At 69.5% G+C, this 15,794-nt stretch carries 19 protein-coding genes; 5 read left to right on the top strand and 14 right to left on the bottom strand.

Features of this window, described 5'->3' with window-relative positions; genetic code table 11:
• Positions 1-3: 3 nt before the first annotated feature.
• Positions 4-1,128, bottom strand: coding sequence for a methyltransferase (locus ACZ58V_RS36825; RefSeq protein WP_471295542.1), 1,125 nt, complete (start codon positions 1,126-1,128; stop codon positions 4-6).
• Positions 1,129-1,227: 99 nt separating this feature from the next.
• Positions 1,228-1,665: a SnoaL/DnrD family polyketide biosynthesis methyl ester cyclase gene (locus ACZ58V_RS36820; protein WP_471295540.1), complete on the bottom strand. Its 438-nt coding sequence runs from the start codon at positions 1,663-1,665 to the stop codon at positions 1,228-1,230.
• Positions 1,666-1,852: 187 nt separating this feature from the next.
• On the opposite strand from ACZ58V_RS36820, the gene ACZ58V_RS36815 reads away from it, so the two are divergent.
• Positions 1,853-2,710, top strand: coding sequence for a class I SAM-dependent methyltransferase (locus ACZ58V_RS36815; protein ID WP_468192599.1), 858 nt, complete (start codon positions 1,853-1,855; stop codon positions 2,708-2,710).
• Between the two features lie 58 nt (positions 2,711-2,768).
• Here ACZ58V_RS36815 and ACZ58V_RS36810 read toward each other — a convergent pair whose 3' ends face one another.
• Both ACZ58V_RS36810 and ACZ58V_RS36805 read right to left on the bottom strand, forming a co-directional pair.
• A complete protein-coding gene (locus ACZ58V_RS36810) occupies positions 2,769-3,656 on the bottom strand; it encodes an AfsR/SARP family transcriptional regulator (protein ID WP_468192600.1) in 888 nt (295 codons plus the stop codon).
• A 154-nt stretch (positions 3,657-3,810) separates the two neighbouring features.
• Complete coding sequence (locus ACZ58V_RS36805; RefSeq protein WP_468192601.1) at positions 3,811-4,065, bottom strand: acyl carrier protein; 255 nt, start codon at positions 4,063-4,065, stop codon at positions 3,811-3,813.
• Between the two features lie 254 nt (positions 4,066-4,319).
• Between ACZ58V_RS36805 and rfbA the strand changes: the two genes are divergently transcribed.
• Positions 4,320-5,195, top strand: a complete 876-nt coding sequence (gene rfbA, locus ACZ58V_RS36800; protein WP_468192602.1) for a glucose-1-phosphate thymidylyltransferase RfbA — start codon at positions 4,320-4,322, stop codon at positions 5,193-5,195.
• 106 nt (positions 5,196-5,301) lie between these two features.
• On the opposite strand, the gene ACZ58V_RS36795 is transcribed toward rfbA, so the two are convergent.
• The 5 genes from ACZ58V_RS36795 to ACZ58V_RS36775 form a co-directional block, all read right to left on the bottom strand.
• On the bottom strand, positions 5,302-6,156 hold the full coding sequence (locus ACZ58V_RS36795; protein ID WP_471295537.1) for an aldo/keto reductase: 855 nt from the start codon (positions 6,154-6,156) through the stop codon (positions 5,302-5,304).
• A gap of 26 nt (positions 6,157-6,182) precedes the next feature.
• Positions 6,183-7,793, bottom strand: coding sequence for an FAD-binding oxidoreductase (locus tag ACZ58V_RS36790; protein WP_471295535.1), 1,611 nt, complete (start codon positions 7,791-7,793; stop codon positions 6,183-6,185).
• 183 nt (positions 7,794-7,976) lie between these two features.
• Positions 7,977-8,426, bottom strand: coding sequence for a nitroreductase family deazaflavin-dependent oxidoreductase (locus tag ACZ58V_RS36785; protein ID WP_468192606.1), 450 nt, complete (start codon positions 8,424-8,426; stop codon positions 7,977-7,979).
• Between the two features lie 256 nt (positions 8,427-8,682).
• Entirely contained in the window at positions 8,683-10,146 is a 1,464-nt protein-coding gene (locus ACZ58V_RS36780) for an aldehyde dehydrogenase family protein (RefSeq protein WP_471295532.1), read from the bottom strand.
• 95 nt (positions 10,147-10,241) lie between these two features.
• On the bottom strand, positions 10,242-11,066 hold the full coding sequence (locus ACZ58V_RS36775) for a helix-turn-helix domain-containing protein (RefSeq protein ID WP_215124307.1): 825 nt from the start codon (positions 11,064-11,066) through the stop codon (positions 10,242-10,244).
• Positions 11,067-11,409: 343 nt separating this feature from the next.
• Here ACZ58V_RS36775 and ACZ58V_RS36770 point away from each other — a divergent pair, with 343 nt between their 5' ends.
• Positions 11,410-11,913: an ATP-binding protein gene (locus ACZ58V_RS36770; RefSeq protein WP_471295530.1), complete on the top strand. Its 504-nt coding sequence runs from the start codon at positions 11,410-11,412 to the stop codon at positions 11,911-11,913.
• 93 nt (positions 11,914-12,006) lie between these two features.
• Here ACZ58V_RS36770 and ACZ58V_RS36765 read toward each other — a convergent pair whose 3' ends face one another.
• The 5 genes from ACZ58V_RS36765 to rpmG form a co-directional block, all read right to left on the bottom strand.
• Complete coding sequence (locus ACZ58V_RS36765) at positions 12,007-12,225, bottom strand: DUF397 domain-containing protein (protein WP_468193014.1); 219 nt, start codon at positions 12,223-12,225, stop codon at positions 12,007-12,009.
• 597 nt (positions 12,226-12,822) lie between these two features.
• The gene (rpsR, locus tag ACZ58V_RS36760; protein ID WP_189725806.1) at positions 12,823-13,059 is read right to left on the bottom strand and encodes a 30S ribosomal protein S18; all 237 of its coding nucleotides are present in this window, start codon (positions 13,057-13,059) and stop codon (positions 12,823-12,825) included.
• A 6-nt stretch (positions 13,060-13,065) separates the two neighbouring features.
• Positions 13,066-14,244: a CobW family GTP-binding protein gene (locus ACZ58V_RS36755; RefSeq protein ID WP_471295527.1), complete on the bottom strand. Its 1,179-nt coding sequence runs from the start codon at positions 14,242-14,244 to the stop codon at positions 13,066-13,068.
• Positions 14,245-14,329: 85 nt separating this feature from the next.
• Positions 14,330-14,587 (bottom strand): type B 50S ribosomal protein L31, encoded by a 258-nt coding sequence (locus ACZ58V_RS36750; RefSeq protein WP_471295525.1) that lies wholly within the window; start codon positions 14,585-14,587, stop codon positions 14,330-14,332.
• Between the two features lie 2 nt (positions 14,588-14,589).
• On the bottom strand, positions 14,590-14,754 hold the full coding sequence (rpmG, locus tag ACZ58V_RS36745; protein WP_193483085.1) for a 50S ribosomal protein L33: 165 nt from the start codon (positions 14,752-14,754) through the stop codon (positions 14,590-14,592).
• Between the two features lie 64 nt (positions 14,755-14,818).
• Between rpmG and rpmB the strand changes: the two genes are divergently transcribed.
• Both rpmB and rpsN read left to right on the top strand, forming a co-directional pair.
• The gene (gene rpmB / locus ACZ58V_RS36740; protein WP_382831368.1) at positions 14,819-15,055 is read left to right on the top strand and encodes a 50S ribosomal protein L28; all 237 of its coding nucleotides are present in this window, start codon (positions 14,819-14,821) and stop codon (positions 15,053-15,055) included.
• Positions 15,055-15,360, top strand: coding sequence for a 30S ribosomal protein S14 (gene rpsN / locus ACZ58V_RS36735; RefSeq protein WP_468192615.1), 306 nt, complete (start codon positions 15,055-15,057; stop codon positions 15,358-15,360). Before rpmB ends, rpsN begins: the two co-directional genes overlap by 1 nt.
• Positions 15,361-15,794 lie beyond the last annotated feature (434 nt).

Raw genomic sequence — 15,794 nt, 5'->3', positions numbered from 1 at the left:
TGTCTACTCCTGTGCTGGGAGGGCTTCGGAGGCCTGGGCGGCCGGGGCCGCTTCCTCGGAGGCGGCCGTGAACTCGAGGATCGAGAAGTCGAACGGGAGGGTCGTGGAGCCGCTCGTGCGCTCCGAGGCCAGGGCGAGGCCGGCCGATCCGGCCAGGGCCACGACCTCGTCCCGGGTGCGCACCCGTCCGCCCATGAACGTCAGCATCCGCAGGTCGAGCAGCGTGCTGAAGAACCGGTCGGCGCCGTCCCCCTCGGCATCGGCACGGTCGAGGACCAGGAGCCTGCCGCCCGGTTCCAGCGCCCTGACGCAGCCGCGCAGAATCGTCAGCGCGTCCTCGTCGGACCAGTTGAGCAGGACGAACGACAGCAGGACGACGTCGGCGGTGACGGGCAGCGGCTTGAAGAAGTCGCCCTCCGCCACCGTGACCCGGTCGGCCAGACCGGCGTCCGCGAACCTGCGCCGGGCGCGCTCGGCGGGACCGGCCAGTTCGACGAGGGTGCCGCGCAGGTGCGGGGCCCGCAGGGCGATCGCCGCGAGCATGCCGCCGTTGCCGCCGCCCACGTCGAGGACGTGCCGGACCGCCGACCAGTCGTACGCGTCGGCCGGGGCCTCGTAGGCCAGGTCCTCGTCGCAGGACATGAGCGCGTCGAAGGAGTCGGCCAGCGCCACGTCGGCCGAGAGGTCCTCCCAGAAGGGCCGCCCGTACCGCCCGGCGTAGGCGGGGCGGCCGGTGCGGACCACGTCGAGGAGCCCGGTGAAGGCCAGGTCGGCGTGGGAGACGGCCCCGTCCAGGTCCAGCCAGGCCCGCTGCTGGGCCGGGTGGCCGTCGGCGAGGAGCATCCCGAGCCGGGTGGGGCGCAGCGGCTGGTCCGGCTTCTCGCCGCCCTCCAGGACGCCGACGACGGTCAGGTGCCTGACCAGGCGGGAGAGCGCCTGGGGGTGGGTGTCCGTGCGGTCGGCGAGGTCGGCGAGGGTGCCGGCTCCGGCCAGGAGGTGATCGACCAGGCGGAGTGTCGCGGCGACCCTCAGGGCCATCGGGGTCACCAGATTGCCGAGGTTCTTCAGGAGTACGTCGAGGTCCTGGTCGGTCGGTTCCAGGGGTTCCCCGGGTGAGGAAGAGCTCACCGTTTTCCTTCCCTTGGGCGTCGGTGTGCCGGACGGGCTGCTCAGAGCTTGTGAACAAACCCTCGCCCCGGGCCCGGGCGCGGGTTTGTTCGCAAGCTCTCAGGGGCGCCAGCCCTCCTCGGTGGGCCAGGGCTCGCCGAGCTGGCGGTAGGTGCCGAGATAGTCGGGCCAGTCGCGGTGGTCGCGGATCTTTCCGTCGACGATCCGGATGAGGTGGATCTGTTCGCCGGAGAACTTGCGCCCGGTGGCGGGCATTCCCACGAGTTCGCCCACCTGACGTCCGTACAGGGCGAGTTTCGCCCGCACCCAGCTGCCTTTCTCCTCGTAGGAGATCTCCTCCAGATGCGCGTCCTCGGAGAAAGTGAGCTTCAGCCACTTCACCGCGAGTGCGAACGCCTCGGGACCGCGCAGTTCCGGCATGTGTTCCAGGGCACCGGGATTGAGGTACTCCTCGTGGATGAACTCGGACACGTCATCCGTTTTTCCGGTGTTGTAGCTGTTCACCATGCGGCGAACAATGTCGATGCGATCGCTCACGGTCGGCACTCCTTGTCGGTCGTCGATGAGTTCATCCTGACTTCCGCGCCTCTCCGCAACAATCCTTTTCCGCACCGGCTCGACCCGTTGACAAGCCGGTTTCGAGCGGCCGCCGAGCGCCTTCCGACTCACATTTCAGAGGGACGAGTCAGGGTGGTCGGGTCGGCTTTCGTCACCCGGAGGACCCATGGACAAGACGAAGTACAAATCGACGGTCACCGAGGCGTTCAACAATGCCGCGGCGACTTATGACCAGTTGGGCGTCGAGTTCTTCACACCGATGGGCCGGCGACTGGTGGAAAGGGCCGATCCGCGGCCCGGGCAACGCGTTCTCGATGTGGGATGCGGCCGGGGCGCGTCCCTTTTCGTGGCGGCGGAAAAGGTGGGCCCGTCCGGCCATGTGCTCGGTATCGACATCGCGCCGGCCATGGTGGAGGAGGCCCGCCGGCAGGCCGGCTCGCTCGGCGCCCGGCATGTGGAGGTCCGGGTCATGGACGGCGAGCACCCGGACTTCCCGCCCGCCTCCTTCGACGTGGTGACCGGAAGCTACAGCCTGATCTTCCTGCCCGACGCGCCGGCCGCGCTCCCCCGGTACGCGGCCCTGCTGCGGCCGGGTGGCCGGATCGCGTTCACCAGCCCGGTCTTCACGGAGGACACGTTCCCCTTCCTGCCGCCCGTGTTCACGGAACTGATCCCCGAGCGCCTGCTGCGCAACCTGCCGGCCGACTGGCGGCCGGACGCGCTGAAGCGGCGGTTCAACAGCTGGCTTCAGGACACCGGCGACCTGACCCGGACGATGATCGACGCCGGATTCGAGGACGTGGAGATCGCCGACGAGCACATCGATCTGCGCGCGCCGGACGGCGAAACCTGGGTCGACTGGTCCCATACACAGGGAATGCGCTTGCTCTGGCAGCATCTCCCGGAGTACGAGAACCGGCAGTTGCGCCACCGCCTGACCACCGAGCTGGACCGGCTGCGTGGCGAGGGCCCGCTCCATCTGCCCACCCCGGTCCGGTTCGTCAGCGCGTCGGTCCCGGACTGAGCGGCCCCACGGAGCACGTGGAGCCCGGTCCGCCCCTCGGACAGGGCTCCACGTGGTGTCAGTAGACGCGCACCGCGCCGGAGGACGACATGCGCACGATGTCCCCGGTGGGCCTGCGGAGGTTGCCCTGCGCGTCGATCGACTCCGCGTTGAGGATGGAACGGTGCAGTTCCTGGGCCATCGGACCGGGTTCGAGACCGAGATGGTTCACCAGGTTGACCCGCAGGCGCTGGAAGAGCTCCAGGGCCTGCGCCCGCCGGCCGTTGAGGTAGAGGGCCCGCATGTACTGGGCGTGCAGGCCCTCGTGGTACGGGTTGTCGGCCGTCAGGGCGGCGAGCTCGGTGAGCACCTCGCGGTACATGCCGAGCCGCAGCTGGGTGTCGACGAGATACTCCAGGACGACCAGCCGGGACTCCTCGAACTGCTGGCGCCGCCCTTCGAGGATCCGGCCGGCGACGACGTCCACGAGGGCGGGTCCGCGCCACAGCTGCAGCGCGCTGGAGAGGGTGGACAGTGCGGTGCTGTCGTCCCCCGACGACAGCGCCCGGCGTCCGTCCGAGACGAGCTGATGGAACCGGTGGACGTCCAGATCCCCCTGGGTGGTCCGGAAGAGGTAGCCGCCGGACCGGGTCACGAGGATCTCGGAGGCGACCTGACGGGCGGTCATTCCCGTCGCGGACGCCAGCAACTTGCGCAGGTTGAGGATGTAGGTCTGCAGCGTGGTCAGGCAGCTGACCGGAGGCTCCTCGTCCCAGAGTTCGCGTATCAGTGACGACACGGGTACCACCTGGTCGGCGTGTACCAGCAATGTGGCCAGAACGCTTCTCATCTTCGGTGCGCTCGGAGTGTGCAGATCACCCTCGACCTGCACGGAAAGTGGGCCTAAGACACCCAGCTTCACGACGTTCCCCCATAGATCGCAGAAAGCTACTGGTCTACCGAGCATCAACGCCTCAGGCGGTTCACAAGTTCCCCACAGAGAGAACATAGTGCCGCCAGAAAGGAAAGCGCTGTCAGCGCCGGGAATTTCGTTGCGCGAGCAACAAACCGGTTGCGCAATCAACAAGACGACCCGGGTGCGACGGGTGCCGCCGGAGGGATCAAGCCACCTTCAGCAGCGTATTCACGACGGCCAGAAACCCGGCGGGGGTCGTCACCTCGGAAAGATCCCCTTCGGGGATCTCCACGTCGTACTCGCGCGAGACCCGGGCCGCGGTCTCCAGAAGGGCCAGCGAATCATACCCGAGGTCTGTGAATTCCATGTCAACTGCGTTTTCCGCGCTGGTTACGGACTCCTCTTCCCCCGCGCACTCACGCAGGATGGCAAAGAGTTTCTCGCTCGTCAGTGCCGCCACGACAGTTCTTCCTCCCCTTGCGGTCGATACTTCTCGCACCTTCGATGCCGGCCGTCAGGATCAACAACGGCCATGAAGTGCACCCTATGCAGGTTTGGAAGGAACAGACTCGAGAACCGATCGAGCGGACTTGAACAGAAGGTGACCATGAAGCCCTCACCTCGTATCGCGGTCGATATCGGCGGGGCGATTGTTGTCTGCCGGGAGACTTCCGGCCTACTGTCGCCGAGAATGCCCAGACTAAGGAGGAGCCAGTGAAAGGAATTGTGCTGGCAGGCGGCTATGGCAGCCGTTTACACCCGATCACCCTGGCTGTTTCGAAGCAGTTGCTTCCCGTCAACGACAAGCCGTTGATCTACTACCCTCTCTCGGCACTGATGCTGGCCGACGTCCGGGACATCCTCATCATCGCCCTGCCCGGCGACATCCCTCAGCTGCGCCAACTGCTGGGCGACGGCAGCCACTTGGGGATCTCCCTGACCTACGCCGAACAGCCCGTTCCCAACGGACTGGCGCAGGCCTTCCGCACCGGGGCCGACCACATCGGCGACGACTCGGTCGCCCTCGTCCTGGGCGACAACATCTTCCACGGAAACGGTTTCTACGATCTCCTGGACGTGCACTCACGGGACATCGACGGCTGCGTCCTCTTCGGCTATCCGGTCACCGATCCCGAGCGCTACGGCGTCGGCGAGGTCGACGAAACAGGACGGCTCGTCTCCCTGGAGGAGAAGCCCGAAAAGCCCCGCTCGAATCTCGCCATCACCGGGCTCTATCTCTACGACAACGACGTCGTGGAGATCGCCCACCGAATACGCCCCTCGGCCCGCGGCGAACTGGAAATCACCGACGTCAACCGGATCTATCTCGAACAGGGCCGGGCCAAACTCGTCACGTTCGGCCGCGGATTCGCCTGGCTCGACGCCGGCACCCCGCAGTCCCTCCTCCAAGCCGGCCAGTACGTCCAGACCCTGGAGGACCGGCAGGGCGTACGCATCGCCTGCCTGGAGGAAGTCGCCCTGCGCATGGGCTTCATCGACGCCGACGCCTGCCACCGGCTCGGCGCGAAGCTGTCCCGCTCGGGGTACGGCGAGTACGTGATGGCGGTGGCGAGCGAACTGAGCCTCTGACCACGCCGGGCGACAGCCCCGGGGCACGGGGCGGGCCGGGGGCGGCGGCCCCCGACCCGCTCACTCCCCGGACCGCTCGTTCCCCGGCTTCTCATTCCCCGGCCTCTCACTCCCCGTCGAGCAGGGTCAGCTGCTCACCGTCGAGGGTGATGTCCGACGACGCCATGTTGGCCCGCAGATGGGACAGGGAGGCCGTGCCCGGGATGGGCAGCAGGGCCGGTGAGCGGTGCAGCAGCCAGGCGAGGGCCACCTGCGTCGTCGTCGCGCCCGTCTGCGCTGCCACCCGGGCGAGCGCACTGTCGGGGGCCGGCCGTGCCGTACCGGCGAGCGGCTTCCAGGCGATGAAGGCGATGCCCTCCCGCTCGCAGTACTCCAGCTCCTTCTCGTAACGCCGGTCGTAGAGGTTGTACTTGTTCTGCACGCTCACGACGCGCGCCACGCCCCGCGCCTGCTCGATCTGCTCCACCGTCACCTCGGAGAGCCCGATGTGGCGGATCTTCCCCTCGTCCTGGAGCTGCTTGAGCGCCCCGACCTGGTCCTCCAGCGGCACCTGGGGATCGACCCGGTGCAGCTGGAAGAGCTCGACGCGCTCCAGCCGCAGCCGGCGCAGGCTCAACTCGGCCTGCTGGCGCAGGTAGTCGGGCCGGCCCAGCACCCGCCACTGATGGGGACTGGGCCGGACCTCACCCGCCTTGGTGGAGACGACCAGGCCCGGCGGGTAGGGGTGCAGCGCCGAGGCGAGCAGTTCCTCGTTGGCCCCGAGCCCGTAGACGTCGGCGGTGTCGATGAACGTCGCGCCGAGTTCGACCGCGCACCGTGCCACCTCGGCGGCCTTGTCCGGCCGGGTGGGCGGGCCCCAGTGGTGGGGGCCCGTGAGCCGGAGTGCCCCGAAGCCGAGCCGGCCCACGGTGAGGTCGCCTCCCAGGGTGATGTGTGTACCGACGGCTCGGCCGGGTCGCACGGTGACGGTTTCCTTTCAGCCGGGGGTCAGGGAAGCCGGACGGAGAGCGGGTGCTGGAAGACGCCGCGGGGGTCGTACTTCGCCTTGACCTTCTGGAGGCGGCGGTATCCGTCCTTGTAGTAGAGGGTGTGCCAGGGCACGTCGGAGGTGTTCCAGCGCGGATCGGCCAGGTCGGTGTCGGGATAGTTGATGTAGCAGCCGTCGTGGTCGTCGTTCGGCACGGGAACGCCGCCGGTGTCGCGGAACACGTCCCGGTACAGCTCGCGGATCCAGTTCAGGTGCACGTCGTCGAGGCCTGGATCCATCCAGGTCGCGGAGAACCACGCCTTGAGGATCGAGTCCCGCTGCGGCACGGCGGTGGCCCCGGGCGCCACGGTGTTGACCTTCCCCCCGTACGAGTAGAGGTCGACGGCGCCCCAGCCCTCGAACGCGGGGTCGGTCAGGTGCTTGTGGACGGTCTTGATGCGCTCGGGTGTCCAGGCGCGCCTGAGATAGGCGCTCTTCGACTTGTGCCGGTCGTATCCGCCGGTGTCGAAGCGCGCGCCGAGGGTGGCCTGGAGCCAGAGGTCGTCGGTGTGCTCGATGGCCGGCTCCAGTCCGGTCCCCGCGTTGACGGCGGTGACGTACCGCTCGATCAGTTCGGCGGCGTCGGCGCGGCCGCCGTCGAAGCGGATGTCCAGGGAGATGGAGCCGATCGCGTGTGTGTTGAGGTGCAGGGTGCTGTAGAGGCTGCCGTACCGGGCGTCGGCGTGGTTCTGCTCGTACCACCGGCTGAAGTTGGTGACGAGCCGGGTGAACTTGGCCAGGTCGAGATCGGCCCACGACCAGGTCACAAAGGTGGAGCGGAGCCGGGTGGGCGGCTTGGGCAGCAGGGCCGAGGGGTCGTCGCCCGAGGCCCCGGGCGTACGGAACAGATAGCGGGTGACGATGCCGAAGTTGCCGCCGCCGCCCCCGGTGTGCGCCCACCAGAGATCGTGGTGGGGATCGTCCCGCTCGCGGGTGGCGGTGAGGGTGCGGGCCTTGCCGGAGGCGTCCACCACCACGACCTCGACGCCGTACAGATGGTCGACGACCGTGCCGTCACGACGGGTCAGCGGCCCGTATCCGCCACCGGCGACATGCCCGCCGGCCCCGACCTGGGGGCAGACCCCGGCGGGCAGGGTCACACCGTAGTCGTAGAACAGCGTGCGGTAGACCTCGCCCAGGGTGGCGGCGGGCTGCACGGCGAACGCCCGGTGCTCCTTGTCGAAGTAGACCGCGCGCATGGGCGAGGTGTCGATGAGCACGCGGACGTCGCGGTGGTCGGCGAAGTTCTCGAAGCAGTGCCCGCCGCTGCGGACCGCGATCCGCTTCCCGGCCGCCACAGCGTCCGTGACGACCTGGTCGATCTGCTTCGGCGTGTGGACCACGTGCACGAGGTCCGGCGACCCGGTGAAACGGGCGTTGAATCCCCTGGCGACCAGTTCGCCGTACCGGGGGTCGGCCGCGCCGACCGTCGTGACCGGCGCCTCCGGCACGCACACGGTGGCCCTGGCCCGCGCCGCCTCGGCCGGTGCCGCGGCCGCCCCCGTGGTGGCGACCGCCGCGGCACCGGCCCCGGTCGTTCTCAGAAATCCGCGACGACTGAATCCGCCCATGGCACAACACCCAACCCTTCGATGAGAAACGAGTGGGTGGAACGGCACGATGACGCGTCCCCCCTCACGGCACGGCCCCCTGCCGTCCGCGCGCGGGACCCGGGTCGAACCGGGTCCTCGACCGACGCGCACTCCCCCGAGCATCGCCGTAGCCGCCTCCTCACCGGAGGCGTCGGACACCCCTCAGTCCTGTGCGGGCCCCTGTGGCTCCAGCACGACGACGGGGATCTTCCGGTCGGTCTTCTTCCGGTAGCTCTTGTACTGCGGAAAAATCACGGCCATCGCCTCCCACAGGCGATCCCGTTCCCCCTCTTCCGCCTCCCTGGCGACCGCCTCGAACGTGTCCGCGGCCACCTGCACTCGCACCCGCGGCTCCGCCAGCAGGTTGAGGTACCAGTGAGGATGGTGGTCGGATCCGCCGTTGGACCCGACGACGACGTAATTGCCCTGATCCTCCCCGTAGATCAGTCCGGTCCGCCGCAGCGCACCGGAGCTGCGTCCCCGCGTGGTCAGCAGCAGCGTGGGCTTGCCGTACCAGATGTGCCCCTTCGAACCCTCGCTGGCCACGTATCGACGCACATGTGTGGCGACCCAGCCGGTCGGGCTGTCGAGCACCTCGTCCTGTTCGTGCATGCACTCACTCCGTCCGTCGGTGGGCACAACGTACCACCCGATACTCCAATTTGAGTATCGACTGGCACTACCCCTCAAAACACTTGGTTCAAGGGGGAGTTGCGCTGTACGACCGCTTTTGGCGGCCCTGACGGACGCGGTAAGAGCATGCTGGGCCGGACCCGCCTCACGCAACGAGATCCGGACATCGGCCACCTGCCTTCGACCGCGTCTCGAGTGAGTCTCGAGACGCTGTCCCGTGACCTGCGGAGGTGCTCTAGAAGGGGAACCCGCTGCGGCCGTGCTGCACCGAGATCCACTTGGTCGTGGTGAAGGAGTCCAGCATCGTGTCGCCGTTCAGCCGGCCGATGCCCGAGTGCTTCTCGCCACCGAAGGGGACGATCGGCTCGTCGTGGACGGTGCCGTCGTTCACGTGGAACATGCCCGTGTCGATCTGCTGGGCGAACGCGACGCCCCGCTCGATGTTCCCGGTGTGGACGGCGCCGCTCAGGCCGTACGGCGTGTCGTTGACGAGGCGTACGGCCTCCTCCTCGCCGTCGAACGGGACGAGGAACGCGACCGGGCCGAAGACCTCCTGCTTCAGCAGGGCCGAGTCGGCGGGGACGTCGGTCAGGACGGACGGCTCGACGAGGTTGTCGGTCCGCCCGCCGCGCACCAGGGCCGTGGCCCCCTCGGCGAGGGCCTGCTCGACCACACCGGAGACGGCGTCCGCCTGCGAGGAGTTGATGACCGGGCCGATGACGGTCTCCGGGTCGCGCGGGTCGCCCGCCTTGAGGGTCTTCACCTTGGCGACGAACTTCTCGGTGAACTCGTCCGCGACCGACCGGTCGACCAGGACGCGGTTGGCGGCCATGCAGACCTGGCCCTGATGGACGTACCGGCTGAAGACGGCCGCGTCGACCGCGTAGTCGATGTCGGCGTCGTCGAGGACCACCAGCGCGCTGTTGCCGCCCAGTTCGAGGACCGAGCGCTTGAACAGCCGGGCGCAGACGGTCGCCACGTGCCGGCCGACCGCGTCGGAGCCGGTGAAGGAGATGACCTTGGGGACCGGGTGCTCGATGAAGGCGTCGCCGATCTCCGCGATGTCGGTGATGACGACGTTCAGCAGACCGCCGGGCAGCCCCGCGTCCTCGAAGATCTTCGCGACCAGGGAACCGCCGACGATCGGCGTGTTCTGGTGCGGCTTCAGCACCACGGCGTTGCCGAGCGCGAGCGCCGGGGCGACCGACTTGATCGACAGCAGGAACGGGAAGTTGAAGGGGCTGATCACGCCGACGACGCCGACCGGCACGCGGTAGACGCGGTTCTCCTTGCCGTCCACCGGCGAGGGGATGATCCGGCCCTCGGGGCGCAGCGCCAGATGGACCGCCTCGCGCAGGAACTCCTTGGCGAGGTGCAGCTCGAAGGCGGCCTTCAGACGGGTGCCGCCGAGCTCGGCGATGATGGCCTCGGAGATCTCCGCCTCGCGCTCCTCGATCAGGCGCAGGGCCTTCTCGAAGACGGCGCGGCGGGCGTACGGATTGGTCGCCGCCCACTGCTTCTGGGCACGGGCGGCGGCCTGGTACGCCTGATCGACCTCGTCGGCCGTGGCTATGGTGATCGACGCGAGCTTCTCGTCGTCGTACGGGTTGAAGTCGATGATGTCCCAGGAGCCGGTACCCGGGCGCCACTCACCGTCGATGTACTGCTGTGCAAGGTCGGTGAAGTAGGACGACGACATGTGATCCCTCGATCCCTAAGCAGACCTCTGATCGCGCCTTCACGATCTGATCACACGTCATCGTACTTGCGTTTGAGGTGAGTTGGAGGAGAGCTTCAGGAGAGTTGGAGGAGCCCCCGGAGAAGGTCCCGGCTCTCCGAAGGGCCCGGGCTGTCGCTCTGGAGTTCCTTGAGCGCCTTCTCGTACTGAGCGACGTCCTCGGCCTTGTCGAGGTAGAGCGCGCTGGTGAGCTGCTCCAGATAGACGACGTCCGAGAGGTCGGACTCGGGGAAGCTGAGGATCGTGAACGCGCCACTTTCGCCCGAGTGGCCGCCGAGGCTGAACGGCATGACCTGGAGCCGCACATTGGGCCGCTCGGAGATGTCGATGAGGTGCTGGAGCTGACCGCGCATCACCTCGCGGTCGCCGTACGGACGGCGCAGGGCGGCCTCGTCCAGGATGATGTGGAAGTCGGGAGCCCGCTCGTCGACGAGGTACTTCTGCCGCTCCAGACGCAGCGCCACCCGCCGCTCGACATCGGCCTCGCTCGCGCCCTGCATGCCCCGCCGGACCACCGCGTGGGCGTACGCCTCGGTCTGCAGCAGGCCGTGCACGAACTGCACCTCGTACGCCCGGATCAGCGACGCCGCGCCCTCCAGGCCGACGTAGGTCGGGAACCAGCTGGGCAGCACGTCGGAGTAACTGTGCCACCAGCCCGCGACATTGGCTTCCTTCGCCAGGGACAGCAGGGAGGCGCGCTCCTGCTCGTCCGTGATGCCGTACAGCGTGAGCAGGTCCTCGACGTCCCTGGTCTTGAAGCTCACCCGGCCCAGCTCCATCCGGCTGATCTTCGACTCGGAGGCGCGGATCGAGTAGCCCGCCGCCTCGCGCGTGATGCCCCGCGCCTCACGCAGACGCCTGAGTTGTGATCCGAGCAGCATGCGCCGCACCACCGATCCCGGCTCTCCCGCGCTCACGTTCGCCAGCCTCCCCAACGTCTTCAGGGGCCGAAGTCTGCCACTAAAACACTCCGAGCAGTACTCGTCCGGTTACGGAAACGGAATCGCATCGGAGAACGCACGCGCGCGAATGCAAGAAGGAGGCATGCGAACGGCTTGAGAAAGACGCGAAGACGACGGAAAAATTGACCAACAAGCGGTACGGGACGGCTCATTCCGGTCACGTGCACGTGCATCTGCCCTTGCATCTGCTGAACGCATCCGAAACCATGGTGCCGCACCACCGCCGCATCGCAACGACCGCGAATTCCCGGGAGTGCCTCGCATGGGGACGAATGGATCAACCATGCTCGAGCCGTTACGGCAGGGCCTTCCGCCGCTTGATCCAGCGGCCGTGTCCGACGCCGCCTCCTGCGCTCTGCCCGCCCGCTACGAAGCGGTGCGCGACGCGCGGCGGTTCACCCGCTCCACCCTCGACCAGTGGGACATGGGCGACCGCTTCGACGACGTCTGCCTGGTGGTCTCGGAGCTCGTCACCAACGCCCTGCGGCACGGTCTGCCGGCCGACACCGCGTGTGCCGGGGACCGGGAGCCTCCGGTGCGGCTGCACCTGATGCGCTGGACCGAGCGTCTGGTGTGCGCGGTGCGCGACCCCAGTCACGACAGTCCCGTCGCCCGGGAGACCGACGACTTCTCGGCCGAGTCGGGCCGCGGGCTGTTCCTCGTGGACTCCTTCAGCGACAGCTGGGGCTGGCACCCGCTCGCGGGCGCGCTCAGCGGCAAGGTGGTCTGGGCGCTGTTCCGGCTGCCGCGCCCCGGCAGCGAATAAGAAACCGCGGCGCTTCCTGGCGTCGCGGTTCTACGCGCGTTACAGCGCGTGTATTTCCGATTACCCCCGGTTTGTAGGGGGTCTGCCGACTCGTCAGCCACCCACCAGGTGGTCGAACTCGCCGTCCTTCACACCCAGCAGCATCGCCTCGATCTCCGCACGGGTGTAGACCAGCGCGGGTCCGTCGGGGAAGCGCGAGTTGCGTACGGCCACCTCCCCGCCCGGGAGTTGGGCGAACTCCACGCACGAGCCCTGCGAGTTGCTGTGCCGGCTCTTCTGCCAGGCCACACCGTTCAGCCCGGCGGCCGCCATCCCGTTGTACACGTCGTGGTCCACAGGTCGCTCCCCGGTGGTGCACTGGCTTATGTGGCCATTGATGCAGTGGTCAACTGACCCGGATCATAGCCCTGTTCATGTGCGGATGCATGAGCAGATGCACGTGCACGCGGGGTGGTCCCGCGGTTACAGCTTTGGCGACCGCTCTACCGAAGCCCTGCCTGTTTGACGGCCCTGCCCGGTCGCGCGTTCCCGGAGGCCGCCGGGGAAGTCGGCGGGTTCGGCGGAGGTCCGGTGGAGGCGGAGCATCCGCTCGGCGCCGGGGGCGAGGGACCGGGCGGGGGCCGCGACGGAGAAGAGGGAGCTGGCGGCGCACGGGCCGGGGGCCGCGGCAGGGCGGGCCGGGCTCCATGCGGAAGACGACCGTGACCTGCGGGGCCGGGGAAAAATGGGCCGCTCGCAGGACCGGGACGTCGTCCTGCGGGCCGGGGTCCGGCTCGCATCATCGGCGGACACCCGGTGGGCCACCCGGCCCCGCCGGACCGCCCGGCGTGCACCTGATGAAGGCCCCGGACGCAGGCATGAGGTCCCCCACGCGTCAAGCGTGGGGAACCTCACCCGGGCCGGATCCCCTCAGCGGGAGGCGTACGGCAGCAGCGCCATCTCGCGCGCGTTCTTGATCGCCTTGGCCAGCTGCCGCTGCTGCTGCGCCGACACCCGGGTGACACGGCGGCTGCGGATCTTGCCGCGGTCGGAGACGAACTTCCGCAGCAGGTCGGTGTCCTTGTAGTCGATGTACGTGATCCCGGCCTGGTCCAGCGGGTTGGGACGGTTCTTGGCGGGCGGCTTGCGGTCGAACGTGCGGGGCATACGGGATCAGACCTCCAGGAGGGTGTCGAAGGCGTGCGGCAGCCGCTGCCAGGCGTCGCGCCCGGCGGCGTACTCGGCGTCGGTCAGCAGGCAGGACTCCAGCAGCCGCTCCAGGCCGTCCCGGTCGAGGCCGGGCGAGGTGAAGACGAGGTGCTGGCCGCGGTCGCCGTGCTCGGGGTGCCAGTCCAGCGCGGCGGCGGCGCGGCGCACCGGCGGGACCATCTCCCAGGCCGCGTCCGGCAGGGAGGCCAGCCAGGGCCCCGCGCTCTCCACGCACAGGGCCCCGCCCGCCGCGTCCCAGTGGAACAGCGTGTCGGTCTTGTCGGCGAGCCAGAACCGGCCACGGCTGCGGGCCGCCGCGCAGGTCAGGTCCTCCAGGGCGGCGTAGAGCCGCTCGGGGTGGAAGGGGCGGCGCCGGTGCCAGACCAGGGTGGAGACGCCGTGCGCGTCGGCCTCGGCGGGCAGCAGGGCGCAGGCCGGGTGCTGGGCTGCCGCCGCGGCCTCCACGTCGAAGCCGGCCAGGGCCGCCTCGGCCAGCGGGGTCAGCGGGCCGCGGCGCTGGGCCGGCACCGTCAGGCCGTCGCCGGCCGGCGGGCCCGCCGGGTCGCCCTGGCCGATCGGGACCCGGCGGGCCGTCGGGTGCAGCTGGGCGAGCAGTTCGCGGTCCTCGTCGTCGGCTCCCGGGGAGTCGGCGACCGCGAGGACGGGGGCGTACTCCAGCTGGCGCGCGAAGGTGTCGGCGACGGTGCGCTGGTCGGTCGCCGCGGCGGCGAGACCGCCGTCGGCCAGGTCGTCGCCGTTGCCGAGGTACGGCAGGACCAGGGCCGGGTCGACGGCGGTGAGCACGCCGGTGACGGTGAATCCGCCGGCCGTGACGACCTCGGCCATGGCCTTGGGCTCGACGGAGTCCCACAGCTCGACGACGGCCAGCGGTGTGCGCCCGGCGTCGGCGAGCCGCTCCAGCTCCGGGACCAGGTCCTCGCGCAGGGCGCAGCAGGCACAGTCGTTGACGAGCGGCGCCTCCCCCGCGTCGAGGAGGCCGGTGGCGTCCCGGACGGTCCGTACGACCGTGCCGGCCGCGGCCGTGGCGAGGTCGTGGTGGAGGGCGACGCTGCCGGGCACGTCGGCGAGCAGCCGTGCGACGGCGGCCCTGCGGGCGTCGGCGTGCAGCCCGCCGACGATCACGACGGAGAGCCCGGAGGGACCGGAAGGACCGGAAGGACCGGAGGGACCGGAGGGACCGGAAGGACCGGAAGGGGCAGTCACAGGGTCAGCCCTTCTTTCCGTACCGGCGCTCGAAGCGCTCCACGCGCCCCGCCGTGTCCAGGACGCGGGCGGTGCCGGTGTAGAAGGGGTGGCTCGCGTCGGAGATCTCGACGTCGACGACCGGGTAGGTGCGGCCGTCCTCCCACTCGATCGTCTTCTCGCTCGTCATGGCCGAGAGCGTCGAGCGGGTGAGGAAGGCGTAGTTCGCGGCACGGTCGCGGAACACGACGGGGCCGTATTCCGGGTGGAGTCCCTCGCGCATGGTCAGCGCTCCTCTCGGAAGTCGACGTGGCGGCCGGCGACCGGATCGAACTTGCGCAGGATCATGCGGTCCGGGTCGTTGCGGCGGTTCTTGCGGGTCACGTAGGTGTAGCCGGTTCCGGCGGTGGACCGGAGCTTGATGACCGGCCGGAGTTCGTTGCGTGCCATGCCGCTACACTACTGAAAATGAATTCCATTTACATCTCCTGAGTCAGAGAGGTACGTCACCACCATGTCCGCGCACTGCATGCTGACCGGCTCCCGGCCCGGCTTCGGCAACCGCATCTCGCACTCCCACCGGCGCACGTCCCGCCGGTTCGACCCCAACATCCAGTCCAAGCGCTACTGGCTGCCGAGCGAGGGCCGCTACGTCCGCCTCCGGCTGAGTGCCAGGGCGGTCAAGACCGTCGACACGATCGGAGTCGAGGCGGCCGTCGCCCGGATCCGCGCCCGGGGAGTGAAGGTCTGATGGCGAAGAAGAGCAAGATCGCGAAGAACGACAAGCGACAGGAGATCGTCGCCCGGTACGCCGCCCGGCGGGCCGAGCTGAAGGAGATCATCCGGCGTCCGTCGTCGACGGAGGCCGAACGGCTCGCCGCGCGGGCGGAACTGCGTAGCCAGCCGCGCGACGCGAGCGCCACGCGGGTACGCAACCGCGACCAGGTGGACGGGCGGCCGCGCGGCTACTTCCGGGCGTTCGGGCTGTCCCGGGTGAGTCTGCGGGGGCAGGCGCATGCGGGGTATCTGCCGGGGGTGCGGAAGTCTTCTTGGTGAGGCGGGGGTGTGCGGGCCTGCGGGGCGGCTGTCCTGGTGAGGGGTCCTGGTGAGGGGCGGACGACCGGGGGGCTTCCGTTGGGGCGGCCGTCCCGGTGAGGGGCGGACGACCGGGGGGCTTCCGTTGGGGCGGCCGTCCCGGTGAGAGCACCCCGACCGCCCGGCGCCACCCGGGCCACCTGCGCGCTGATGCCCGGGCACCCGGGGCACCCCTCCGTGTGCCGGTCGTCCCGGCAAGAGCCAGACACCGGGGACGCCCCACGTCGGCCGGCCATCCCAGTGAGAGCACCCCAGCCGCCCCGGGCGGACCCGTGCCACCCGGGCCGCCTGCCCGCCGGTGCCCGGGCACCCGGGGCACCCCTCCGTGTGCCGGTCGTCCCGGCAAGAGCCAGACACCGGGGACGCCCCACGTCGGCCGGCCATCCCAGTGAGAG

The sequence above is a fragment of the Streptomyces sp. NPDC040589 genome, assembly GCF_055594445.1.
Note: the sequence above shows the minus strand (reverse complement) of the source record. Positions and strands in the feature narration are given on the sequence as shown.